The following is a 23,547-nucleotide window of genomic DNA, read 5'->3' on the forward strand; positions in this document are numbered from 1 at the left end:
TCGCCCACGCGCCTGCGCGCGGGGCGTGGTGTGCCTAGCGCGTCTCGCGGTGCGCGCGGTGGCACTTGCAGTTGGGGCAGTACTTCTTCAGCTCAAGCCGGTCCGGGTCGTTGCGCCGGTTCTTCCGGGTGATGTAGTTGCGGTGCTTGCACTCCTGGCAGGCCAGCGTGATCTTCGGCCTAACGTCGGTGGCAGCCACGTGGGAGTGCCTTTCTACGTTCGGGACACATGGACGACCCACACCCGGCCTCCGTGGAGGAAACCGAGGAGGGTAGTAGCGGAGGCGGGACTTGAACCCGCGACACAGCGATTATGAGCCGCTTGCTCTGCCTGACTGAGCTACTCCGCTTCATGGCCGGCGAAATCGACCGGCTTTGAAAGGATACCCGACCTGTTCGGCGATCGCGCACACGTGTTCACGTACCCGACCCGGCCTGGATGTTCCGAGTATGCCGGATCGCTGGACGCCTGCACTTCCCCTATTTCACAGGCCGACTTTCGAGCGCGGTCTGATATCGCTCAAGCGAAAAGCCCCACCCCGGAGGCCGGGAAAGGGCGTTTGCGCTGCCGAGCCCCTTTACGGAATCGAACCGTAGACCTTCTCCTTACCATGGAGACGCTCTGCCGACTGAGCTAAAGGGGCCTGTCGCTCGCATCTCGCGTCACCGCGTCGCGCTGCGGACAGGTGTAACCATACACGGACCCCGCGGCCGACGCGAATCAGAACGCCCACCGGGGCACGACCCGGAGACCCCCGGAGAGGGGTCAGCGAGCGGCCTCTCGGCGCCCGCGCGCGGCCCGTTGCCCGAAGGGCAGGGTGATCACTTCGCACAGGTCCGCGAGATCGACATAGGGCCGCAGCTCGTCGACGGAGAAGCAGTCCGCGACGTGCTCGCCGTGCCGCCGGAGACGGAGCACCTGGCGGTCGCCGCACATCGCGCCCGTGATCTCGTAGCCGTCGGGCCCGACCCAGCGCGTCTCCATAGCCGGACAGAGTATGCCTAATCACCCGTAGTTTCTCGAAACGACACGCTTCGCTATGGCACCAGTCGCCCCATCACCGGGAAAGGGCACGTCGAACCCCGGAGACCCCACCGAAAGGGTCTCCGGACGTTCTGTCTCACCGCTGGCCGGGCGCCCCCTGGCCCTCAGGTCCCGTGCTCTCGCCGAGCGCGTTGAAGCGCTCCAGCATGCGGCCGAGCAGCCGGACGTCCTCCTGCGGCCAGGTGCCGAGCAGGCCGTAGAACCGCCGCTGACGCGCCGTACGGGCCCGCTGGAGCCGCTCACGGCCCTCCTGCGTCAGGTCGAGCAGGTGGGCCCTGCCGTCCAGCGGGTCGGGCTCGCGGCCGATGAGGCCCAGCTCCTCCAGCACCTTGAGCTGGCGGCTGATCGTGCCCTTGCCCACGCCGAAGAACCCGGCGAGGTCGCTCGGCCGCGCCGGGGCGGCCTCGTCGATGCGCACCAGGATGCCGTAGGCGCCGGGCTCCAGCTCGGGGTGCACCGCGCGGCCCATCTCGGCGGACAGCGCGCGCGAGCGCCGGAAGAGGATGCCAAGCTGACGTTCGAGCGCGCAGTACGTCTCGTACTCCTCACGGGGAATCCCCCCGAGCGCCTCGACGGGCGGCGCCTCCTGTGTCTCGGTCATCGTGCGGCCTCCTCTCCTTCACTTTTCCGGTCCTCTCTCCCGGGCAACGATCAGGCCTCGGGGATGCGTTCCCCTTGGACGGCCTGAATGTCCAGTTCCACCTTCAGGGTGGCCCCGATCAGCGTGATCCCCGCCTGCACGATCTGGTTGTAGGTCATGGCGAAGTCCTCGCGGCGCAGCTCGGTGGTCGCGCGGAACGCGGCGCGCAGGCCGCCCCACGGGTCCGGGCCCGTCCCGAGGTAGGACAGGTCCAGATCCACGGAGCGGGTGACGCCCGCCATGCTCAGCAGCCCGTGCACGGTCCAGCGGTCCGGTCCCGCCGGGCTGAGCCCGGTGCTCCGGTAACCGATCACCGGGTGCGCCGCGACGTTCAGGAAGTCGGCCGAGCGCAGATGGTCGTCCCGCGTCCGGTTGCCGGTGTCGATGGACGCCGCGTCGATCTGCGCGATCACGGCGGAGTCCTCGGCGCGGGCGCCGACGTCGATGCGCCCGGCGAACGCCGAGAACCGTCCCTGCACGCTGGACAGGCCGAGGTGCTGGGCCGTCGCGGCGATCTTGGAGTGCGCCGGGTCCACCGTCCAGGGGCCGGGCGGGGGCAGCTCGGCGCCGTCCTGGCGGGACAGGACGAGCACGCCCGCCTGGGCGGCCCCGGAGGCGGTGGCGATCGCCGTGGAGGCGGCCGGCGCGTACCCGATCGCGGTGACCACCACCGTGTACGCGCCGGGGCGCAGTGGCGGAGTCGCCACCGCGCCGTCGGCGTCGGCCGCCGCCCGCACCACCTGCTGCCCTGACATGTCGGTCACGGTGACGACGGCGTGCCGTACCGGCCAGCCGTCCTTGGTCCGCACCACGGCGTGCAGCCCCCGAGCGCCCCCGGCGGGGCGCGGAGCCGCGTCCCGGGCGTTCCTGGTGCCGTTGGAGTGCATCACGTCCCGATCCCCTCGCTCAGTCGGCGTGGCCGAGCCACACGTCGTACGGCTCGTCCCCGCGTCCGTTGAGGGTGATCGTGTTCGCCACGGGCGGGTAGCCGGCGGCCACGACGGTGTACTGGCCGCCGGTGAGGTCGGCGAAGGCGTACTCGCCGTCCACGCCGGTCGTGGCCGAGCCGACCACGTTGCCCGCCGCGTCCAGGATCGTGACCCGGGCGTCGGCGAGCGGGCCGCCGTCCTTGACCCGGATGGTGCCCCTGACCTGGGCGGCCGGGAGCAACTGGATGTCCTGCCTGGTCTGGCCGGTGCCGACCTCGACCGGCGCGGCGGTGGGACGGTGCCCTTCCGCGCTCACCGTCAGCGTGTAGACGCCGGCGACGATCCCGGCGAAGCCGAACATCCCGGCGGCGTCGGTCGTGCCCGTCGAGACGACCTCGCCGCGCACGTCGGTGACGACGACCATCGCCTCGGCGACGGGGCCGCCCCCGGCGCCGACGACCATGCCGGTCAGCTTCCCGGAACCGGACAGGACCAGGTCGAAGTCCAGCGGCTGGTCCCCGACGGCGAGCGTGGCCACCTGCGGGTCGTGGTCGCCCGCCGACGCGATGAGGACGTACGTGCCCCCGCCGGGCGTCCACAGGTCGTAGGAACCGTCCGCCTGCGTGACCGCGCGGCCGAGCTGGTGCCCGCGCACGTCGATCAGCGTGAGCGTGGCGTGGCCCACCGGCGCGCCGTCCGAGCCGGTGATGAACCCGCGGATCCCGCTGCCGCCCTCGGCCCGCGTCGCGACCGCGGCGCCGCCGCCGAGCGTGCGGGTCTCCTCGCCGGCGAACGCGTTCACGGCGTGGCCGTTGGACTCCGCGACCACGGTGTCGCGCTGGGCGTGCCGGCCCGGGGCGGTGGCGCGCTCGTCGGCGCCGGGGACCTCGATGGGGTCGGCGTTGGACGTGCGCAGCGGGATCTCCTTGATGAACAGGATGATGAGCAGCGCGAGCAGCGCGAACGGCGCCGCGTACATGAAGACGTCGCCGACGCCGTGGCCGTAGGAACTCTCGACCACCGTGCGTATGGGGAGGGGCAGCTTGGAGAGCTGAGGGATCGTGCCGTCGCCCGCGGCGTGCCCCTTGAGGCCGAGCTTGGTCAGCCCCTCGTCCATGTAGTGCATGACCCGGTTGCCGAGCACCGCGCCGAGCGCCGAGACGCCGATCGCGCCGCCGAGGGTGCGGAAGAACGCGACGACCGAGCTGGCCGCGCCGAGCTCCTCGGGCCTGACCTGGTTCTGGACCGACAGGACGAGGTTCTGCATGGTCATGCCGACGCCCACGCCGATGCAGAACATGTAGACGGCGAGGATCCAGTAGTTCGTGTCGTACCGCAGCGTCGCCATCAGGCCGAACCCGGCGGTGAGGAAGAGGCCGCCGACGACCAGGAAGATCTTCCAGCGTCCCGTCCTGGTGATGATCTGCCCGGCGATGGTGGACGACAGCGCCAGGCCGAGGATCATCGGCAGCGTCATGACGCCCGCCATGGTCGGCGTCTCGCCGCGGGCGAGCTGGAAGTACTGGCTGAGGAAGGTGGTGGCGCCGAACATCGCGATGCCGACGAACATGCTGGCCGCGACGGCGAGGCTGATCGCGCTGCTGCGGAACAGCCGCAGCGGGACGATGGGCTCCCTCGCCCGCGTCTCGACCAGCAGGAAGAGCAGCGCCAGGACCACCGCGCCGCCGACCATCGCGCCGGTCTGCCACGACAGCCAGTCGTACTTGTTGCCGGCGAAGGAGACCCAGACGAGCAGCAGCGACACCGACGCCGTGATCAGGACGGCGCCCGTCCAGTCGATCTTGACCTCGCGCTTGAGCACGGGGACGTGCAGGGTCTTCTGCAGGACGATCAGCGCGATCACGGCGAAGGGGACGCCGACGTAGAAGCACCAGCGCCAGCCGAGCCAGGAGGTGTCCACGATGACGCCGCCGATGAGCGGGCCGCCGATGGTCGCGAGCGCGAACACCGCGCCGAGGTAGCCGGAGTAGCGGCCCCGCTCGCGCGGCGAGATGATCGCCGCCATGATGACCTGGGCCAGCGCGGTGAGGCCGCCGGCGCCGAGGCCCTGGATGACGCGGGCCCCGATGAGCATGCCCGGGTTCTGCGAGAGGCCGGCGATGGCCGAGCCGATGATGTAGATGATCAGGCCGAGCTGCACCAGGATCTTCTTGCTCACCAGGTCGGCGAGCTTGCCCCAGAGGGGCGTGGAGATCGTGGTCGCGAGCAGCACCGAGGTGATGACCCAGGTGTAGGTCGTCTCGTCGGCGTGCAGTTCCGCGATGATCGTGGGAAGGGCGTTGGAGACGACCGTGGACGACAGGATCGCCACGAACATGCCGAGGAGCAGGCCCGATAGGGCTTCCAGGATCTCCTTGTGCGACATTGGGGGAGCCGGGTCGGGTGCCGCCTCCCGCACCCCGGCCGGTACTGCGGTTGTCATCGATGTCCTTTCACTACCGTGGCCGCGCGGTGGGCCCGGTGCGCGTCGAAGCTGTGGCGGAGGCGTCCGAGGAGGACGGAGAGCCGGGCGACGTCCTCGTCCGTCCAGTCCGCCAAGGCGCCGGCGAGGAGATGGCGCACCTGGCCGAGGGTCTCCTCGGCCACGCGCTCGCCGTCCGGAGTGAGCCGCACGTACCAGGAGCGCCCGTCCCTGGGGTTCGGGACGCGCTCGATCCAGCCGCGTTCCTCCAGATCGGCCACGTGCCTGCTCATCACCGACTGATCGACCTCGAACATGCACGCGAGCCGGCCGATGCGCAGCTCGCCGGTCCTGCGCAGGGTCACGAGCAGGGCGAGGCCGGCGCGGTGGCCGGTGAACGGCATGTCGCGCTTGATCACTCTGATCACCGCGCCCATGTCGTGCAGCCCGGCGAGCAGTTCGCCGCAGCCTTCCTCCGACACCATCTCCGCCTCCATCTGGTTGCCTTAGGCAAATATATATGATTGCTCTAGGCAACCTTCGGAGGGGTATGTACAGCGATGTCCGATGTGCTGACCTGGGATCCCCGTCGACGGAAACCCGGATCGACACCGGCGGAGGACGCGGCCTGCGCGGGCTTTCGCCACACGGGCACGGCGATGATCGCCGGGCCGCCCGCCTGACGCGGCGAGCCCGGCGTTACAGGGAGGGTGCTACGAGGACGGGGTGCGACGCGCCGACAGGGTGGCCGCCGAGTCGGCCGCCTCCCCCTCGCACAACTCCTCCACGACCTGGCAGGCGCCGGGCGAGGGGTCGAGCCGGTCGGCGTGCGCGGCCGCCTTCTGGAGCAGGTCGCGGAAGGCGTTCCCCTGAGCGCCGAGGCCGGACAGGACGTGCGCCTCGACGGCGGCCAGGGCCGCGCCGCGCTCCGCCGCGACCTCGCGTCCGCGGTCGGTGGCGACCACGCGGCGGCTGCGCCGGTCGAGGGGGTCGGGCTGCCGCCGTACCAGCCCGGCGGCTTCCAGGTCGTCGATCAGATAGGTGAGCACCGTGCGGTCGATGCCGAGCTGCGTGGCCATGACGCCCTGGTTTCCGGCGAGCTCCTGGACGGCCGAGACCAGCACCTGGTAGCCGCGGGGACCTCCGGGGATGCCGCTCAGCACCTCCTCGGCCGCGCGGCGATAGGTGCGCAGGAGCACGCCGAGACCCCAGCCGAGATCGCCCCGCAGGGCGTCGGCCGAGGCGCGCGCGGAAGCCGGAGCACTGCGCTCCGGCGTGGACGACGAACGTGGCGAGGGTCCCACACCCCCACCGTACCCGCCGAGGCTCATGATCGGCTGACCAAAAGATCTGTGACCAAACTCATCTGCTTGACATATGTTCTGCACTACATAATATCTGTCGAGCAGAACAAAGCCGCGAGGAAGGTCGATTCCGATGATCTTGTTTCGTCTCGATGCCAGCATCCAGGGCGAACGGTCGGTGAGCAGGCAGGTCGCCGACACCGCCGAGGCCGCGTGGCGGCGCGCCAGGCCCGACGGCCGGGTGATCCACCGCGACCTGGCCACGACGCCGGTCCCCGCCGACGCCTGGGCCCTGGCGGTGACGGGCAACGCGACCCCCGAGGAGCTGCGCACCGACGCCCAGCGCGACGCCATCGCGCTCGCGGCCGAACTGGCGGACGAGATGGCCCAGGCCGACGCCTACGTCCTGGCCGTCCCCCTCTACAACTACGGCGTCTCCCAGCACGTCAAGACCTGGCTGGACCTGCTCTTCACCGACCCGCGCTTCGCCCCCGGCACCGAGCCGCTGCTGGCCGGCCGCCCCACCGCGCTGGTGATCACCCGCGGCGGCGGCTACGGCGAGGGCACCCCCCGCGCCGGCTGGGACCACGCCACCCCCTGGTACCGCCGCATGTTCGGCGACCTGATGCGCATGGACCTGCACGTGAGCGAGGTCGAGCTGACGCTCGCCGAGGTCCACGACTCGATGGCGCCGCTGCGCCCGCTCGCCAAGGAGTCGCTGCGCGCCGGGCACGAGTCCGCCGAGCGGCACGGGCGCGTCATCGCCGGGCAGACGGCGTCCGCCCTCACCTGACCTCCCCCACGGACCGGATGCGAGCACGGAAAAGGGCCGCCGCGCCCTGGTGGGTCGCGGCGGCCCCTGTGCCGTCAGGCCGTGATCACCCGGTCAGGGTGAAGTCGTCGGCGTAGACGTTGCCCTGGCCGTACCAGCCGTGCACCGACAGCGTCACCGATCCGTTGGAACCGGTGGTGAAGGGCAGGCTGAGCTGGCTCCAGCCGCCGGACGAGCCCCACGTGGAGGCGCTGGCGCCGCCCGAGACCGAGATGAAGGCGAAGCTGCCCTGCACCCAGCCCTTCAGCGTGTAGCTGTGGTTCGGCGTCAGCGTCAGCGTCTGGGTGCACTCGCCCGTGCTGCTGGAGGACGCCGCGACCTGCAGGGCGTGCGTGCCTCCGTGGGCCGGCGAGCCGACCACCGCGCTGCCGTTCTGGCAGTTCCACGGGCTCAGGGCCCCGGACTCGAAGTCGCCGTTGGTGATGCCGCCGCCCGGCGCCGCGGTCACGGTGAGCGCGTAGGTGGCGCTGTGGCTGCCCGAGGGCGCCGTGCCGGTGACGGTGATCTGGTAGGTGCCCGGCGCGGTCGTCGCGGCGGTGACCAGCTTCAGCGACGAGGTCGCGCCCGCCGTCACCGAGCTCGGCGTGAGCGTCGCGGTCACCCCGGCGGGAGCACCCGTCGCGGCGAGCGTGACGGTCTGCGCCGAACCGCTGGTGACCGCGGTGTTCACGGTCGCCGTCGCGGTGGAGCCGGCCGTGACCGAGCCGGACGCGGGGCTGACCGCGACCGAGAAGTCACTGCCCGGCGTGCCGGTGATCGTGAGGTTGAAGGTCGTGTCGTGGCTGCCGGAGGCCCCGGTGCCCTTGACGGTGATCGGGTAGGTGCCCGGCGTCGCCGACGAGGTCGTCACCAGCTTCAGCGACGAGGAGGCGCCCGCCGTCACCGAGGCCGGCGTGAGCGTCGCGGTCACCCCGGCGGGAGCGCCCGTCGCGGTGAGGTTGACCGTCTGCGCGGACCCGCTGGTGACCGCGGTGTTCACGGTCGCCGTCGCGGTGCCGCCCGGCTGCACGGACCCGCTGGAGGGGGAGACCGAGACCGAGAAGTCGTTCGACGGGGTGCCACCGCTGGTGAACGGCGCGAATGCCTGGCTGAAGAACCAGGTGCTCTGGGCGATGCCGGAGCAGCTGTCGGAGCCGCCGGTGCCCGGGCAGCCGCCGTTGTCCCGCTGGAGCGCCCAGAACGAGATCATCGCGATGCCCTTGCTCTTCGCCCAGTCCAGGACGGGAGCGGCGTCGGTGGTGTAGAAGGTCTCCGCGGCGCCGAAGTCGTCGATGCCGATCATCTCGGTGACGCCGATCATGCCCCACAGCTCGGTGTCCGACTTGCTGGGGTACAGGTTCTTGAGCTGGTTGAACAGCCCCTGAGCGGAGCTCTTGGTGTCGTTCGCCATCTGGTGGGAGGCGTTGTCGTAGTAGTCGAACGTCATGATGTTGACCACGTCGATCCTGGCGCCGTTGGTCACGGCGTTGCGCAGGACGGCCAGACCGCTGGAGGCCAGACCGCTGGTGGTCGTCGGCAGCGTGTACGAGAACTGGATCGTCTTGCCGTTGGCGGCGGCCCAGTCCTCGGTCAGCTTGATCGCCTTGTTGCGGCGGTCGATGCCGGCGCTGTTGTTCAGCGAGTTGTCCTCGATGTCCAGGTCGATCCGCGTAATTCCGTACGTGGTGATGATGCTCTGGAAGACCGAGGCGATGCTGTTGACGTTCGTGCAGCTGTCGGCGATCTCGGTGCCGGTGTTGGTCGCCGTGTAGCCGCCGAAGGAGGCGATGACGTCGCCGCCCGCCGCGCGCATCGTGTTGATGGACGCGCCGAACGTGGACTGCGAGATCGGCATCTCGGTGTCGCCGTTCCAGTAGGCCGTACACGACCCCTTGGTCGCGGCCTGGAGGAATGCCATGGTGAGGTATTTGGCCCCGGACTGCTGGGACAGGGTGGCCGGGTCTTCCCCGGTCCATGCCTCGAAGTAGGGGGCGAAGACGTGAGCGGGTATTCCGGCCGCCGCCTGGGCGGGCGCGCCGCCCACGACGGCGAATCCGAGCGCCGCGGCGGCGGTCGTGATGACCGCCAGCGCCATGCGCAGCATTACGCGCAGTTGCATGGAGACTCCCACACGCGAAGTCAGGCCGGGGTCGTACGTCCCGGCCATCTGGGGGGTGGCGCATCGGCCGGCGCGCGGCGTCGCCGATGCGTGCTTCAAGATGGGGCGTGCTGCGGATCCGCGTACCCAATCGTTGGATCAGCGGGTTCTTTTGTCAAGTTTCTTAACAGTTGTTCTAGGCAACTTTCTTAACAGTTGCGTCGCCACATGGGGCTTGACCTGGACATATGGCTTCTGATTTCCGTGCGGACGGGACGGCCTAATCGATCTTGTGCTGGGCGGACGCCAGATCGGCCCTCCACGGCGTGGCCCCTGCGGCCCCGCGGAGGCGCGGCGCCCCGATCCACCAGCCACATCGGGTCACTTCGGCAACCGGCACCCCAGCGGCGACAGGGGGCACCCCAGCCTCACCAGACCCCACCCCAACGCCCCCGGCCACCGGTACGGCCCGCCGTTAGCGTGTCGCCGTCCCCGCTCGTCGGAGGGAGTCGAAGGTGCAGCTCAACAGAGGGTCGGCCCTCATCGCCATGGCGGCGCGAACGCGGGCCCGCCGCGTCGCCGGCCTCGGATGGAACGTTCTCGGCGCGATCATCGCCGCGGCCCTGCTGGTGTTCGTCACGGCCGCCGGCGCCGCCGCGGGCGGGCCCCGCCCCGGCGCCGCGGAGCCGCCAGTGGGCCGGGCGAGGTTCCACCCGTCCTTCACGCACGGCCGGGTGCCCGTGGACGGCGGCGTCCTGCACTACGTCCGCGGCGGCTCAGGGCCCGCGCTCGTCCTGCTGCACGGCTGGCCGCAGACCTGGTGGGAATGGCGCAAGGTGATGCCCGCCCTCGCCCGCACGCACACCGTCATCGCGTTCGACCTGCCCGGCCTCGGCGGCTCCACCGTCCCGCCCGGCGGCTTCGACGCGGCCACCACCGCGCGCCGGATCCGCCAGGCCGTCCACCGGCTCGGCTTCCCGCGGGTGAAGATCCTCGCCCACGACGACGGCGCCCTCGTCGCCTACCCCTACGCCCGCGACTTCCCCTCCGAGGTCAGCCGGCTCGCCGTGCTCGAACTACCGCTCAACGGCTTCGGCCTTGAGGACGCCTACCGTCTGAGCTGGCACTTCCGCTTCAACTCCTCCCCCAAGCCGCTTCCCGAGCGGATCGTCTCCACCCGGGACGACGTCGAGGCCTACCTCGGCGGCCTCTTCGACGGGGCACACCGTCCCGCGGCCATCGACCGGCGCGAGTACTTCCGCGCCTACGCCGACCCCGCCACCCGCAGCGCCGCCTACGAGTACTACCGGGCGTTCGCCGCCAACGCCGCCGACAACCAGGCCAACGCGTCCAGGAGGCTGGCCATGCCGGTCCTCGCGATGGGGGCGCAGCACGTCTTCGGCACCCAGGTCGCCGAGTCGTTCCGCCATGTCGCCGAAGACGTCCGCGAGGTCGTGGCCCCCGACTCCGGCCACTGGATCCCCGAGGAGAACCCCACCTTCCTGATCGACTGTGCCGCCCTTTTCTTCGGCTCCCCTGCCTCCACCCCCTCCCCCGCCTTGGCGCCCTGCGCGCCATGACCGTGCCCGATTCCGAGAACCGAAAAGCTGAAGTGGCGGCGAACAGCGTCTTCGGCGTCAACGGAGGAGGAGTCTGCACTGCCCTCCTCTCACGCGCCTGAGTAGCGATACTCGACCCCGCCCGCTCCACACCTCAGTCGCCGCGTGAGTGGTCCCGACAAACAGCCGCCGAACCCTCGGCGTATAGAGAGGCGGGGCCGCGCCCTGGCCCGTCGCGGTCCCCGCCCGGCTCGGTGTAGGTGGCACGGTCCGAAACCGTCGCTCCCGGCCCATAGTGTGGGCGGCGGCGGCAGGCGCACCGCCCTCGCCCCGCCCGGGTGATCCGGTCACCCGCGACCGGCACCGCGGACCGGAGCCAGGACGAGCCGTGCCCCGCCCCCCATACCGCACGGATCAGTACAACCGTCTTCACGATTCGAGGCAGGACCATGAGCACAGTGACCTCGCAGGACGGCACGGTCATCGACTACGACCTCTACGGCGACGGGCCCGCCGTCATCTTCATCGGCGGAGCGACCCAGTACCGCGCCATCGACCTCGGCACCCGGCAGACCGCGCGTCTGCTCGCGGACGAGGGCTTCACCGCCGTCGACTACGACCGCCGCGGACGCGGCCGCTCCGGCGACACCTCGCCGTGGGCGCTGGACCGCGAGGTCGAGGACCTCGCCGCCCTGATCAAGGCGGCCGGGGGCGCCGCCACCCTCTACAGCAGTTCCTCCGGCGCCACCGTGGCCCTGGCCGCCGCGGACGCCGGCATCGGCGTCACCGCCCTGGCGCTGTACGAGCCGCCGTTCTTCGCCGGCGCCGACCTCTCCGAGCACCTGACCGCGCTGCGCTCCTTGCTGGCGGACGGCAGGAACGACGAAGCGATGCGCTACAACATGACGACGGTCATCGGCGTCCCGTCCGAGGTCGTCACCGGCATGGCGAATTCATCCGGCTGGGCCGACATGGTGGCGGTCGCCCCCACCCTGCTCTACGACCTCACGGCGACCAACGACGTCAACACCGACCCCGACTGGGCCGCCCGCTGGTCCTCGATCACCGTCCCGGCGATCGTCTACTCAGGCGACCGAACCTTCCCCGGCCTCCCCGAGTGCGCCGACGCGGTGGCCGCCGCCCTCCCCACCGCCACCCGCCAGATCCTCCACGGCCAGGGCCACGGCCCCACCCCCGAGGCCATAGCCCCCGCCCTCCTCCGGTTCCTCGGCCGGGCGGGCGACGCATCGGACGACGGGCGTTAGGAGCGCGGGCGCCACCGGCGGCCGGCTCAGGTCCAGGCGCCGGCCGATACCCGGGCGACGGTGGTGCTCAGTATCCGCACTCCGCGTACCGAACTGGGGTCCACGTTGGTCAGGTCGCGTACGCGACGCAGGCGATAGTCCAGTGTCCGTGGATGGATGTGCAGGGCGGCCGCGGCGGTGAGCCGGTTCATGTCGGCGCGGTAGTAGGCGTCCAATGTCCTCACCAGGTCGGGGCCGCTCGCCAGGCGGCGAGCGATCTCACGCAACCACTGGTCGACCTCGGGGAGTTGCGCGGCGCCGAGTTCGGCGAACACGTCGGCGACGCCGGAAAGGGTTCGCGGTGTGGTCTCCACCGGTGCGACGTGCGCAACGCGCCGCGCCAGCTCCGCCGTCCTGTCCAAGGCGTTCACCGGTCCGGCGGCCGTGCCCACCGCGCAGGGCCTGTCCAGCCGTTCCACGATGTCGCGGACCAGCCTCATGAGCCGGTCGCCGTGCGACACCGGCGGTGACGACGACACCGGGGACGAGGACGCCGGGCCATGGTGCGGCACCAGGACGAGCAACTCGTTCGGTCCCTGCCAGGACAGCGGCACGAGATGGTCGCCGTACACGCGCGCGATGAGATCGTCGTGCGCGGTCTCGGCGCGGCCGAACGGACCGCCCGGCATCCTGACGACGACCACCAGGTAGCGGTCGTGCAGGGGGACGCCCAGGCCGCGCGCGAGGCTGGCGGCGATGGCGTCGCCGGTGAGCAGCAGGTGCGTGAGCGTGCGCACCCGGGTCGCCACCGAAAGGCGCAGGTGCTGCTCGTCCATGTACGCCTGGAGGTAGGCGGCGCAGCCGCGCATGCCCTGGGCGCCGCACCACGCGGTCAAGCGCAAGAGCTCCTGCACGTCGTGCCCTTCGACCGCGTCGTAGCACTCGCGGAGCATCAGGTCGGCGTGCAGCGTCAGCACACGCCGTACCGTGTGGACGGAGAAGCCACCGCGCGCACGCTGCTGACCGATGCTCCCGATGAGGGAAAGGTCGTCCGCGTCGAGCTGCCTGTCTTCGCTGACGCACTCGATCGTGCGACGGCGGAACCAGACGGCGTAGTCCAGCGTCTCGGCGTATGCCTGCGGGTCCGCGCCTTCCTTGCGGTACTCCGGCAGCTCACGCATATACACGCTCACTTCGGCTCGCGCGTTGGCGTCGCAACGTTTCATCAACGTGCGTAAAAGGTCGCCCATACCGATTCTTCCCTCTTTGTGCGGGCGGCATCGCACACACCGCGCCGACCGAATGACCCTCAGGCCTTGCCAAATCGTCCGAACACGCTGAGCGCGCCTCATGGTAACCCGCCACGGCACGACGTTCAGTATGTGAGCCGTACGGACGATCATCGAATCCAATGAGGGGTCCGACACTATGTCGCCAACGGCCCTGCCAGCCATTATCGAGCAAACATCCAGACCCAAAGCGAAAATTCAAAGCCGAAATCGGTGTCCCGGCGGCCGTTACTCCAAGGCGCGTTCCATCGCCACCGCGATTGCGAGAAATGACAATCCGACCTTGATCGCGGCCGGACGATTCCACACATGTCACGACGACAGTTCCTCTGTCCCCCGGCAAAGTTGTTGCCGCTGACGGCGCCGGCATATCGCGATGACGAGAGCCGTCGGCCACACTCGCCGACACTTTCGACAGGGGAGGAATCGATGCAGGTAAGAATCAGAAGAGGAATCGCCGCGCTCATCGCGCTGACCGCCGCGACGGCGCTCGCCATCGGGCCCGCGGGAGCCGGTTCGGCGGCGAGCCGCCATTCGGCCTCTGCCGCCTCACTGCGGGCGTTCGGGATCACCAGTGACGGCAAGGTCATGGCCGAGTTCACGACCGACAAGCCGGAGGAGCTCAACTGGGTCAGGCGGATCAGCGGGCTCGTCAACGACACCGCCGCGATCGGCATCGACTTCCGCGTCCAGGACGGCAAGTTCTACGCCGTCGGGAACCGCGGCGGCGTCTACACGATCTCGCTCCCGACCGGCGCCCAGGACCCGGTGGTCGTCACAAAGGTCTCCCAGCTCGGCGTCGCGCTGCAAGGCACGAACTTCGGCGTCGACTTCAACCCCGCCGCCGACCGGTTGCGCGTGATCAGCGACACCGGCCAGAACCTGCGGCACAACCTCAACGACAACACGACGGTGCCGGACACCCCCTTGAGCACCGACTCCTGCGCCCCCGCCGTCACCGGCGTGTCCGCCGCCGCCTACACCAACAACGACCTCAACAGCGCCACCGCGACCACCCTGTTCGACATCAACACCACGACCGGCCAGGTCGTCATCCAGTCCCCCGCCAACAGCGGCCTGCTGGCCCCCACCGGCGCGCTCGGCACGTCCGTCGGCTCCAACGCGGGCCTCGACATCTACAGCGACCTGAGCAACGGCAAGACCGTCTCCAACTCCGCCTACGCCACCCTCGTCCTCCCGAACGGCGACGCGACCCTCAACGCGGTGGACCTGACCACCGGCGCCGCCACCCGCATAGGCGACCCCTTCCCCCTGGCCATCACCGACATCGCCCTCGCCCTCGACTCGAACTGACCCCACGACCACGGCACGAGAGGCCCGTCACCGCGCAAGCGCCGGTGACGAGCCTCTCCGAGCCGATCTGGCACGTCCGGGGGCCGCGGGTCATTCCTAACGACGATATGGCCAGGCATAATCACAAAAGCCAAGCCAGCACAGCGCGGGAGAACCACCATGGCGGACGAGCCGGCCGGACGCTTATCCCATCAAAACGATTCCGGTGACGCGCGGAAACAGCCTTCGAGCAGAGCGCGCATCGACACCTCCGTGCCGCACTCGGCGCGGGTCTGGAACTACCTGCTGGGAGGCAAGGACAACTACCCGGTGGACCGGCAGGCCGGGGACCGGGTCCGTGAGGTGTTCCCCGGCATGGCGGACGTCGCGCTGCACTCCCGGTACATGCTCACCCGGGTCGTGCGGTACCTGGCCGGAGAGGCGGGCATCCGCCAGTTCCTGGACATCGGCACCGGCCTGCCCACCGTCGACAACACGCACGAGGTGGCCCAGCGGGTCGCGCCGGAGTCGCGGATCGTCTACGTGGACAACGACCCGCTGGTGCTGGTGCACGCGCACGCGCTGCTGACCAGCACCCCCGAGGGCGTCACCGACTACATCGAGGCGGACGTGCGCGAGCCGGAGGTGATCCTGGAGGCCGCGGCCAAGACCCTCGACCTCGGCCGGCCCACCGCGCTCATGCTGATGGGCATCCTCGGCCTGGTCGGCGACGACGACGAGGCGCGGTCGATCGTGACCCGGCTCATGGCCGCCCTCCCGCCGGGCAGCTACCTGGCCCTGTACGACGGCGCCGACACCGACCCGGCCTACGTCCAGGCCCTCCGCAACCACAACGCGCGACCCGGCGTGGTCCCCTACACCGCGCGCAGCCCGGAGACGATCGCCCGCTACTTCGACGGCCTGACGCTCCTGGAGCCGGGCGTCGTCCCGGTCACCAAGTGGCGCCCCAACCACCCCGAACTGAGCGAGCCGCCCGAGGTGGCCTGCGCGGGCGGCGTCGCCAGAAAACCCTGACCGCGAAGCCGGAATCACGGTCGCGGGACATCTCCGCGCAGGGACCGCCGGCGACGGCGGATCCCGGCCGAGTTCATGGCGTCCTTTCGTCGTCCGTCTCCGGGCCCCTGTATTCGGGCCTCAGGCGAAGCCCGCGAGTTTGTAGAGCACCAGCGAGCCCGCGACCGCCACGTTGAGACTGTCCCCCACGCCGATCATGGGAATCTCCACCACACCGTCGAGCAGGTCGAGCGCCTCGGGCGGGATACCGTCCCGCTCGTGCCCGAGCACGGCGACGGTCGGCCGGCGGGCCATCGGCAGGTCCGCCAGCCGGATCGCGTCCTCGGCCAGCTCGACCCCAAGGACGGACACCCCGTCCTCCCGCTGCCCGCCAAGCCAGTCCAGCGGCTCACGCACCCAGTGGACACACGACGACTGCCGCAGCGTGTTCCCCCGGTCGAGCGCCTCCCGCACCCACGGCAGCCGAGGCACGGCCAGGCACGCGCCGACGGCGTCACAGGTACGCAGCAGCGTGCCCAGGTTCACCCCGTACAGCGGCCACAGCGGCGCGGCGATCAGATGCCCGAGACACCGAGGCGGCCGCCGCCGCCGCTCAGCACGCAGTTCCTTGGTCGTGCGAACCCGCACAGCGGGCCGGCTCACCACAACCTGCGGACGGCCTCCGCACAATGAAAACGCGACTGAAAAGGACGCTTTCAGCGGCGCGCCCGAACCATCGACGAAACGTCTGGACCCCCAGCATACGGGCAAGCCCTCGCCCCACCGCAAGATCCGCTACGCCGTACCAGCCGTACCGGCCTCAACAGCGCAGGTCATACAGGGTACGGCTTCCCACCGGGCACGGCTCGGCCGTACCACCCACCGGCAAGGTCTCACCTACCCGTGCCCGGTGGGGCCTTTCACAGATTGACGGGATAGCTGAGCGACAGCTCATCCGCCGGAACCCCCCGGATTCCCCAGTTGGCTTTCGGCATCTCGACAATGGTGAGCTCGATGTCATCGACGGACAGCTCGAGCCCCGCCGCCAGCCGCTCGTACACGGTACGGATCAGCTCACGCTTGGCCTCGTCGGAACGCCCCGTGAAGCACAGCACCTCGATGATCAGATACCGATCACTGCGCTGCGGGCAGATCATGTCCTCGGGATCGAGCAGCAAGAAGCGATGAAACCGCTTCTCCGACGGCAGCCTCCACGCCGCCCCCAGACACTCCTGCAACAGATCGGAGATCCTCCCCTGCTGCCCCGCCCAAATGTCGCGCCGACCATAAACCTTGATCTGAGCCATCTACCCAGTCTGCACCGCATCGCCCCATCTCGGAGGAGTCCCCGAAGGGTCTCGGCTGGGATGGGAACGCCTGGGGCCGAGTGCTACTTGGGCCGTTTGCAGAAGCCGATGTACTGCCAGTGCCATGGCGTTTCGCCTGATGACTTCAGGTAGACGGCCTGCTCGCCTCCCGATCTCAGCACCCGGACCGGGATGGGCCACTCCGTACGGGGAACGGCCTTGCAGTCGGTTACCCGGTACTTCACCTGCAACCCCATCTCCTCACCGGGAAGCAGCACGTAGGGGCCGCGCCGCGCCGGCAGGAGAAGCTTCATCCCCGGTCCACTCCGCCCGAACCCGACGATCGTGACGGCTTCCTTGCCCTCGTTCGTGATGCCTATCGTGAGGTCAAGGTCACCCCCGCCCTTGCCATCACCCGAGCTGGATCCACCGGCGCCACCGTTCGCCACGATGCGAGGCGCAGAGACCGACACCGGAACCGGAACACTAGTGATCTTGGGAGTCGCGGCGCCAGACGCCTCTGCCACGCTGATCGCGCAACCGGCCTCAGCGACAAGGCCGACAGCCGACACGACGGCAAGGGCGAACCGACCAGGCCGCGACCGTAAGAAGGGCTCTTTGCTCACGTCGGCCATGATCCACCATGGTCGGACGACGCGCGACAGACATTCAGAATCGTCAACAAGCGGATCGTGGACGCGCTTGCCCCCGGACACGCGCCGGATGAGATACGAAGGGTCCTGGATGATCTCCAGGACCCTTCGACGTTGCCAGGAGTACGGCGCCCCCGTCCTCCGTACTGGAAGCGGGGGCGTCGTCACGCCGCTCGGCGTCGCGTCAGTCGGCGAACACGGTGTATCGGTACCGCACGTAGCACGGGCAGTTGACCGACGAGATCTCGCCCACCCCCACCAGTGGACCGGACATAGCGACCCCTCCCACCCAAGGGTTCACGTGCACGCCGCTCACGTAAACCGCCTGCCTGCCTGTGCCGCCCGTGCACTGGCTGTAGGCGACGTACCCCTCCTGCCAAGTGGTGCAGCCCGTCTGGATGGCGTGGGCGGGGGATGCGGAGCCCACAAGCAGCGAGGCGGTGAGCAGGGCGAGGGCGGACACGGCTGCGGTCCGGTTCATTCTCATGTGCGCTTCCTCCGGCTCCGAAGGTAAATGGCGCGTCCATTAAGAAACTTTCCTAAGCAGAAGATACGCGCTGGACGATGCGAGTCAAGAACGTTCCGCCACCCACCTCGGCAACCACAGGCCTACCGGCGAGGGGAAGTTCTTCTTACGTCGATGGCCGCGTTCGTCGAGTTGGGGGGACCGGGACATCATGTGCCTGACGCTCGATGTGTCCTGGCCGGAGGTCAACGCGATGTCCAGGACACATCGCCGTTGCCTGGACGGGACGCCTTCCGTGAGAGGTCCGGATCATGGTGTGCGACATGGACAAACGGCCCTTGTTCCATTCCGCGTATATTCCGGGAGCAGTGACGCACGGCTGCTTTCGGCCGTGCCCGGCTGCATGGGGCCGGAAACCAGAAGAGGCCCCGGAGGGCCTCTGAGCTAGAGTTCTGCTGGTGGCAGGTCCAGGTTCGAACCTGGGCAGGCTGAGCCGACCGCCTGTCGATCAGGGGATGTACACCTCGTAGTAGTAGCCCGCCGGATTAACGCTACCTCCGCGGTACCAGTGGCAGCCGAGAAGCGAGGTGTATTGACCGTTCTGCACAGCATCATCGAAGGCGAGTTTACAAGCGGCCTTGGTCTGGTAGGGACCCTGCAGATACCAGTCCTGTGCCGGCCAGCCCGCGGCGGCCACGGCCGCGCCGGTCTGGGTGGCGGCGAAGGCGGATCCGGTAGTAGCCAGGATACCGGCGCCCAGCGCCACGGCGAGTACAGCGGAATTCAATCGGCGAATCCTCATTGTGGGTGACTCCTCACATTCGGGAAGCAACACCTTCAGATGACCACCGGCTACGAGCATCGTCAAGACCGAGCAAGGCATTCCCCGTGTGCTACCAATCACCTTCCCTGGGTTCCTTTCGGCCCTCAGCGAGAGCTACAGCGCGCCCGGCCAGAGAGCAGGCGTTCACGGCCGATGAAGCCGCCCCACTGCTCATGGATGTGCCCTACACCCTGCGGCCCGCGGCCGTGTCCACGTGGCTCAACGCCGGCGTCCCAGGGCTCCAGGTCGCCGAGTGGGCAGGGCACAGCGTGAACGTGCTTCTGCGGATCTACGCGAAGTGCGTCCTGGGACAGGACGCCACCGCCCGGAAGCTCATCAGCGCCGCCCTGAAGCCGCCACAGGAGGCCAACTGACAGCGACGCGGATACGACGCGGAGGGCCGTAGAGAGCCAGCGTCAGCCGAACACGACAAGAACGGCCCCTGACCGCGTTCACGCTGGTCAGGGGCCGTTTCTGCTTGTGGTGGCAGGTCCAGGGTTCGAACCTGGGTAGGCTGAGCCGACGGTTTTACAGACCGCTCCCTTTGGCCACTCGGGCAACCTGCCGTGTCGGCCGCTCTCGCGGTGACAGGTAGAAGAATAGCGGACTTCAGAGGTGCCTGTGACACCGGTTTGTCCCTGGCCTGATCCACACGAGACGGGGTGAGTGTCGCTAGGGTCGGGGGGACGAGAGAGGACACCTAACCGATGGCCGACAGCAGTTTCGACGTGGTGAGCAAGATCGACCGGCAGGAGGTCGACAACGCGCTGAACCAGACGGTCAAGGAGGTCGGGCACCGCTTCGACTTCAAGGGCACGGGGGCCGGGATCGCGTGGTCGGGGCAGGACATCACGATCAAGGCGAACAGCGAGGAGCGGGCGAACGCGGTCCTTGACGTGTTCAAGGAGAAGATCATCAAGCGTGGCCTGTCGCTGAAGATCTTGGATGCCGGGGAGCCGAAGTTGTCCGGCAAGGAGTATCACCTGACCGTCGGTCTCAAGGAAGGCATCGACCAGGAGCACGCCAAGAAGATCTCGAAGATCATTCGGGATGAGGGGCCGAAGGGCATCAAGGCGCAGATCCAGGGGGACGAGCTCCGGGTCAGCTCCAAGAAGAAGGACGAGCTGCAGGAAGTGATCGCGCTCCTGAAGGGCAAGGACCTGGACATCGCCCTGCAGTTCACCAACTACCGGTAACCGGTAGGACGGTTCTGCACGGCGGGTAGGACGGGTCACCGTCAGGACCGGTAGGGCGGGTCTGCACGGCGGGCAGGACGGGTCACCGTCAGGACCTGTAGCACGGGTCGGCACGGCGGGCAGGACGGGTCACCGTCAGGCCGGTAGGACGGGTCGCGTCAGGGCCGGGTCGGGCATCACCGTGAGGATGGGGGCGGGACGTGCTCAGCGGAGTAGTCGGTCGCTGAGGTGTCTCGGGGCTGGTCCGGCGTGGGCCTGGCCGTGTTCGAGGGCGGCCATCCCGGCTTTTCTTCGTGATGGTGTGGAACCGGCTGTTCGGTGTCTGGGGGTGGGGTGGTGGGGACCGGCCGCGGCCTTGTGCGAGGCGGCCATCCCCTCCTCTTCTCGTGATGGGGGCGAGCCGGCTGTTCGGCGTCTCAAAGGCCGCAGTGGTGGGGACCTAGCGCGACCTTGGTCGGGGCGGTCGTCCCGTCTTCTCGTGAGTCGAGGCGGTCGTCCCGGCTTCTTCTCGTGATGGGGGCGAGCCGGCTCTTGCGCGTCTCAGCGGGCGGGGGCGTTGGGATCGGGCGCAACCTTTTGTGGTGTGGCGGCATCTATTGGGGATGTCGAAAGGATTGCGCCATGGAGAAGGTGCGCAGGGTTGGGGTCGTCGCCGGGGCCGTTGTGATGGTGGCGGGTGTGGTCGTGGGAACGGCTCCGGGGGCGAGTGCGAGTGTGTCGGAGGTCAGGCATGCCTCCGCCGCTACGACGGCCAGGGCCGCAGCCGAGGGCACGGCGGGTGCGCGGTCCTCGGCGGAGGCGGAGGCCCGGTCCTCGGCGGGGGCGGAGGCGTCCGGCAGGGGGGCTCGGGCGGCTGCTCGGACGCGGGGGGCGGCGGGGACCGTTCGTTACGCGTGGCTGGGGAGTTGTGCCAAGGGGAAGTACGAGGTCCCTTGCGGGGACTGGAAGTTGGTGATGCGGAGCGGGAAGACCCTCGCGGTGCGGGACGCGACGGTCTTTCCGGTCAAGGCGAACGGGAAGGCGGACAAGGAGGGCAGCGCGCCGTTCGCGGTGAGCGCGGACGGGACGCGGATCCTGTACTTCCGTAAGTCCGACCGCAAGCTGGTCTGGAGGGAGGCCAAGGGCGGCCGGGCGCACGGCCTGCCGGGAGCGACGGCGCGGGTTCCGAAGGGGATCGGCATGGACGACGTCCACGCGGCGCTGTCGCCGGACGGCGGCGTGGTGGTGCTGGACTACCTCGACGAGGGCGATCGGTTCCCCACGCTCGTCGTCGACCTGGCCGACGGCCACGTGGCGCGCATCCCGGGTTCGGACGCCGTCCACGGCTTCAGCCCGGACGGCCGCCGCATTCTCGTGTCGCGCCAGACCGGCGACAACACCACCGAGTTCGCGGTGTACGACACCGAGGGCGCGCAGGCGGAGAGCCGCGAGGTGCCGCAGGTGGTGTCGAACAACGCGCCGGTCGCGCTGGCGGACGACGGCGTGACGGTCGCGGTGGTGATCGTGCCGTCGAAGGGGCGGCCGCGCCTGCGGCAGTACGACCTGTCGACCGACGCGGTGTCTCCGGCCGTCGATCTGCCGATCCCGGCGCAGGACTCGCCGTACCAGATCTTCTGGGACGGCGCGGGCAAGCTGACGCTCTGGCACCTGAGGGCACAGGAGGGCGGGATGATCTCCCGCATCACGGCCAGCGCCGTGGATCCGGCGACGGGCGGTCTGCGGAAGATCGATTCCTTCAAGGGCCCGTCCCACGTATGGACCTGGTGGCTTCCCGGGGAATGACCTCGCACCGGCCCCCGCCGTAAAGTCCCAGGAAAGGGACTAGGAGGGGCACATGGGGAAGGTGCATGAACGACTGAACGACCGGCTGCGCGAGTTCATGGCTCGCCAGCCGGTCTTCTTCGTGGCGACGGCGCCCGAGCACGGCGGGCACGTGAACGTCTCGCCCAAGGGGTACGCCGACACGTTCGCCGTCCTGGACGACACCACGGTCGCCTACCTGGATCTGGACGGCAGCGGCGTGGAGACGATCGCCCACGTCCGGGACAACGGGCGGGTCACCCTCATGTTCGCGGCGTTCTCCGACCCGCCGAACATCCTGCGGCTGTACGGCCGGGGGCGGGTCGTGACGCCGGGGGACGCGGACTTCGCCGAGCTGCTCACGCTGTTCGGCCCGCATCCCGGCGTCCGGTCGATCATCGTCGTGGAATGTGATCGCATTTCCGACTCGTGCGGGTTCAGCGTGCCGTTCATGACCTTCGACAAGGACCGCACGCTGCTGGACGAATGGGCGGAACGCAAGGACGTCCAGCAGAAGCGCGCCTACCGGGCGAGGAACAACCGCGAGAGCGTCGACGGCCTCCCCGCCCTGAGCGCCGAGGAGACGGACCCCGTGACGCAGCGCTCCTGACGGCGGCCCGCACGGGCCGGTCAGCGCGGGTAGCCGGCGAGGCGTTCGAGGCGGGCGACGCGGGCGGCGGTCGAGGGGTGGGTCGCGAACAGGCGGCCGACCCCGGCGCCGCGGAACGGGTTGGCGATCATGAGGTGGGACGCCGAGGTGAGGCGGCTCTCCTCCGGCAGCGGCAGCTGCCGGGCGCCCATCTCGATCTTGCGCAGCGCCGAGGCGAGGCCGAGCGGGTCGCCGGTGAGCAGGGCGCCGGACTCGTCGGCCTGGAACTCGCGGGACCGCGAGATCGCCATCTGGATCATGCCGGCGGCGACCGGGCCGAGGATCATCATCAGCAGCGCGCCGAAGAAGCCCGGCCCGCCGTCGTCGTCGTCCGAGCCGCCGAAGAACACGGCGATGTAGCTGCAGTAGGTGATCATCGTGGCGAGGGCGGCGGCGACCGAGGAGATCAGGATGTCGCGGTTGTAGACGTGCGACAGCTCGTGCGCGATCACCCCGCGCAGCTCGCGCTCGTTCAACAGCCGCAGCAGCCCGTAGGTGACGCAGACGGACGCCCTGCGCGGGGAGCGGCCGGTGGCGAAGGCGTTCGGCTGCATGGTGGGCGAGACGTAGAGGCGCGGCATGGGCTGGCGGGCGTCCGTCGACAGCTCCCGGACGATGCGGTACAGAGTGGGCTGTTCGACCTCGCTGACGGGCCGGGCGCGCATGGCGGACAGGGCGATGCGGTCGGAGAAGAAGTACGCGACTCCGTTGGCGGCCAACGCGACGACGACGGCGAGTTGCACACCACGACCGCCCCCCAGCCACGCGCCCCCCACCAGGATCAACGCGGACAGGGCACCGAGGAGAACGGCGGTTCGCAGGCCGTTGTGGTGCACGCTTCCCCCTTCCGGATGTTGCGCTCATCCCTGGCAACGCTTGTGGCCTGCCCGAACGTTCCCGCCGACCGGGCGTGGCGGCTCAAATCCATGGGGGAGCGCACGATCGCGACAAGCGCCGCCGGGCCGGTCCGGTATTCCCACGGCGCGCCGGGCGGCGTACGGCACCG

24 protein-coding genes and 3 tRNA genes are annotated in these 23,547 nt (G+C 69.6%); 9 read left to right on the plus strand and 18 right to left on the minus strand.

Features of this window, described 5'->3' with window-relative positions:
* Positions 1–34 precede the first annotated feature (34 nt).
* The 9 genes from rpmG to BJ981_RS39015 form a co-directional block, all read right to left on the minus strand.
* Complete coding sequence (gene rpmG, locus BJ981_RS05150) at positions 35–199, minus strand: 50S ribosomal protein L33 (protein ID WP_184608557.1); 165 nt, start codon at positions 197–199, stop codon at positions 35–37.
* A gap of 76 nt (positions 200–275) precedes the next feature.
* Positions 276–349 (minus strand) — tRNA-Met (locus BJ981_RS05155).
* Between the two features lie 221 nt (positions 350–570).
* A tRNA-Thr gene (locus BJ981_RS05160) sits at positions 571–643 on the minus strand.
* 122 nt (positions 644–765) lie between these two features.
* Positions 766–984 carry a transposase gene (locus BJ981_RS05165; RefSeq protein WP_184608558.1) on the minus strand — a complete coding sequence of 73 codons (219 nt, stop codon included), beginning with the start codon at positions 982–984 and terminating at the stop codon, positions 766–768.
* A 136-nt stretch (positions 985–1,120) separates the two neighbouring features.
* The gene (locus BJ981_RS05170) at positions 1,121–1,645 is read right to left on the minus strand and encodes a MarR family winged helix-turn-helix transcriptional regulator (RefSeq protein ID WP_184608559.1); all 525 of its coding nucleotides are present in this window, start codon (positions 1,643–1,645) and stop codon (positions 1,121–1,123) included.
* 50 nt (positions 1,646–1,695) lie between these two features.
* Positions 1,696–2,571: a YceI family protein gene (locus BJ981_RS05175; RefSeq protein ID WP_184615656.1), complete on the minus strand. Its 876-nt coding sequence runs from the start codon at positions 2,569–2,571 to the stop codon at positions 1,696–1,698.
* A gap of 19 nt (positions 2,572–2,590) precedes the next feature.
* Positions 2,591–5,056 (minus strand): MFS transporter, encoded by a 2,466-nt coding sequence (locus BJ981_RS05180; RefSeq protein WP_204070439.1) that lies wholly within the window; start codon positions 5,054–5,056, stop codon positions 2,591–2,593.
* Entirely contained in the window at positions 5,053–5,520 is a 468-nt protein-coding gene (locus tag BJ981_RS05185) for a MarR family winged helix-turn-helix transcriptional regulator (protein WP_184608560.1), read from the minus strand. The genes BJ981_RS05180 and BJ981_RS05185 overlap by 4 nt, the downstream gene beginning before the upstream one ends.
* A 228-nt stretch (positions 5,521–5,748) precedes the next feature.
* Complete coding sequence (locus tag BJ981_RS39015) at positions 5,749–6,339, minus strand: MarR family winged helix-turn-helix transcriptional regulator (protein ID WP_204070438.1); 591 nt, start codon at positions 6,337–6,339, stop codon at positions 5,749–5,751.
* A gap of 133 nt (positions 6,340–6,472) precedes the next feature.
* Between BJ981_RS39015 and BJ981_RS05195 the strand changes: the two genes are divergently transcribed.
* Entirely contained in the window at positions 6,473–7,132 is a 660-nt protein-coding gene (locus tag BJ981_RS05195) for an FMN-dependent NADH-azoreductase (RefSeq protein WP_184608562.1), read from the plus strand.
* 85 nt (positions 7,133–7,217) lie between these two features.
* On the opposite strand, the gene BJ981_RS05200 is transcribed toward BJ981_RS05195, so the two are convergent.
* Positions 7,218–9,269: a glycosyl hydrolase family 18 protein gene (locus BJ981_RS05200; protein WP_184608563.1), complete on the minus strand. Its 2,052-nt coding sequence runs from the start codon at positions 9,267–9,269 to the stop codon at positions 7,218–7,220.
* 494 nt (positions 9,270–9,763) lie between these two features.
* On the opposite strand from BJ981_RS05200, the gene BJ981_RS05205 reads away from it, so the two are divergent.
* Both BJ981_RS05205 and BJ981_RS05210 read left to right on the plus strand, forming a co-directional pair.
* The gene (locus BJ981_RS05205; RefSeq protein ID WP_239139448.1) at positions 9,764–10,828 is read left to right on the plus strand and encodes an alpha/beta fold hydrolase; all 1,065 of its coding nucleotides are present in this window, start codon (positions 9,764–9,766) and stop codon (positions 10,826–10,828) included.
* A 428-nt stretch (positions 10,829–11,256) separates the two neighbouring features.
* The gene (locus BJ981_RS05210) at positions 11,257–12,072 is read left to right on the plus strand and encodes an alpha/beta fold hydrolase (protein WP_184608564.1); all 816 of its coding nucleotides are present in this window, start codon (positions 11,257–11,259) and stop codon (positions 12,070–12,072) included.
* Between the two features lie 26 nt (positions 12,073–12,098).
* Here the strand turns inward: BJ981_RS05210 and BJ981_RS05215 are convergent, their stop codons facing one another.
* Positions 12,099–13,505: a PucR family transcriptional regulator gene (locus BJ981_RS05215; protein WP_512700930.1), complete on the minus strand. Its 1,407-nt coding sequence runs from the start codon at positions 13,503–13,505 to the stop codon at positions 12,099–12,101.
* 264 nt (positions 13,506–13,769) lie between these two features.
* On the opposite strand from BJ981_RS05215, the gene BJ981_RS05220 reads away from it, so the two are divergent.
* Together BJ981_RS05220 and BJ981_RS05225 are read left to right on the plus strand one after the other, a co-directional pair.
* Positions 13,770–14,654: a DUF4394 domain-containing protein gene (locus BJ981_RS05220; protein WP_184608566.1), complete on the plus strand. Its 885-nt coding sequence runs from the start codon at positions 13,770–13,772 to the stop codon at positions 14,652–14,654.
* Positions 14,655–14,906: 252 nt separating this feature from the next.
* Positions 14,907–15,668, plus strand: coding sequence for an SAM-dependent methyltransferase (locus tag BJ981_RS05225; RefSeq protein WP_239139447.1), 762 nt, complete (start codon positions 14,907–14,909; stop codon positions 15,666–15,668).
* Positions 15,669–15,788: 120 nt separating this feature from the next.
* On the opposite strand, the gene BJ981_RS05230 is transcribed toward BJ981_RS05225, so the two are convergent.
* The 5 genes from BJ981_RS05230 to BJ981_RS05250 all read right to left on the minus strand — a co-directional run bounded on the left by BJ981_RS05230 (position 15,789) and on the right by BJ981_RS05250 (position 18,875).
* Positions 15,789–16,295 (minus strand): TrmH family RNA methyltransferase, encoded by a 507-nt coding sequence (locus BJ981_RS05230; RefSeq protein ID WP_239139446.1) that lies wholly within the window; start codon positions 16,293–16,295, stop codon positions 15,789–15,791.
* A 272-nt stretch (positions 16,296–16,567) separates the two neighbouring features.
* A complete protein-coding gene (locus tag BJ981_RS05235; protein WP_184608569.1) occupies positions 16,568–16,954 on the minus strand; it encodes a tautomerase family protein in 387 nt (128 codons plus the stop codon).
* 83 nt (positions 16,955–17,037) lie between these two features.
* Positions 17,038–17,589 carry a hypothetical protein gene (locus BJ981_RS05240; protein WP_184608571.1) on the minus strand — a complete coding sequence of 184 codons (552 nt, stop codon included), beginning with the start codon at positions 17,587–17,589 and terminating at the stop codon, positions 17,038–17,040.
* A gap of 202 nt (positions 17,590–17,791) precedes the next feature.
* Complete coding sequence (locus tag BJ981_RS05245; protein WP_184608573.1) at positions 17,792–18,094, minus strand: hypothetical protein; 303 nt, start codon at positions 18,092–18,094, stop codon at positions 17,792–17,794.
* A 487-nt stretch (positions 18,095–18,581) separates the two neighbouring features.
* Positions 18,582–18,875 carry a hypothetical protein gene (locus BJ981_RS05250; protein ID WP_184608574.1) on the minus strand — a complete coding sequence of 98 codons (294 nt, stop codon included), beginning with the start codon at positions 18,873–18,875 and terminating at the stop codon, positions 18,582–18,584.
* Positions 18,876–19,069: 194 nt separating this feature from the next.
* Between BJ981_RS05250 and BJ981_RS05255 the strand changes: the two genes are divergently transcribed.
* On the plus strand, positions 19,070–19,270 hold the full coding sequence (locus BJ981_RS05255) for a site-specific integrase (RefSeq protein WP_204070435.1): 201 nt from the start codon (positions 19,070–19,072) through the stop codon (positions 19,268–19,270).
* Between the two features lie 107 nt (positions 19,271–19,377).
* Here the strand turns inward: BJ981_RS05255 and BJ981_RS05260 are convergent.
* Positions 19,378–19,462 (minus strand) — tRNA-Tyr (locus BJ981_RS05260).
* A gap of 141 nt (positions 19,463–19,603) precedes the next feature.
* Between BJ981_RS05260 and BJ981_RS05265 the strand changes: the two genes are divergently transcribed.
* From BJ981_RS05265 to BJ981_RS05275, 3 genes are all read left to right on the plus strand, one after another.
* Positions 19,604–20,092: a YajQ family cyclic di-GMP-binding protein gene (locus tag BJ981_RS05265; RefSeq protein WP_184608575.1), complete on the plus strand. Its 489-nt coding sequence runs from the start codon at positions 19,604–19,606 to the stop codon at positions 20,090–20,092.
* A 954-nt stretch (positions 20,093–21,046) separates the two neighbouring features.
* Positions 21,047–21,874 (plus strand): TolB-like translocation protein, encoded by an 828-nt coding sequence (locus tag BJ981_RS05270; protein WP_184608576.1) that lies wholly within the window; start codon positions 21,047–21,049, stop codon positions 21,872–21,874.
* 52 nt (positions 21,875–21,926) lie between these two features.
* Positions 21,927–22,502 (plus strand): pyridoxamine 5'-phosphate oxidase family protein, encoded by a 576-nt coding sequence (locus BJ981_RS05275; protein ID WP_184608577.1) that lies wholly within the window; start codon positions 21,927–21,929, stop codon positions 22,500–22,502.
* 20 nt (positions 22,503–22,522) lie between these two features.
* On the opposite strand, the gene htpX is transcribed toward BJ981_RS05275, so the two are convergent.
* Complete coding sequence (htpX, locus tag BJ981_RS05280) at positions 22,523–23,377, minus strand: zinc metalloprotease HtpX (RefSeq protein WP_184608578.1); 855 nt, start codon at positions 23,375–23,377, stop codon at positions 22,523–22,525.
* Positions 23,378–23,547 lie beyond the last annotated feature (170 nt).

It is taken from the genome of Sphaerisporangium krabiense, from assembly GCF_014200435.1.
Classification (GTDB): Bacteria; Actinomycetota; Actinomycetes; order Streptosporangiales; family Streptosporangiaceae; genus Sphaerisporangium; species Sphaerisporangium krabiense.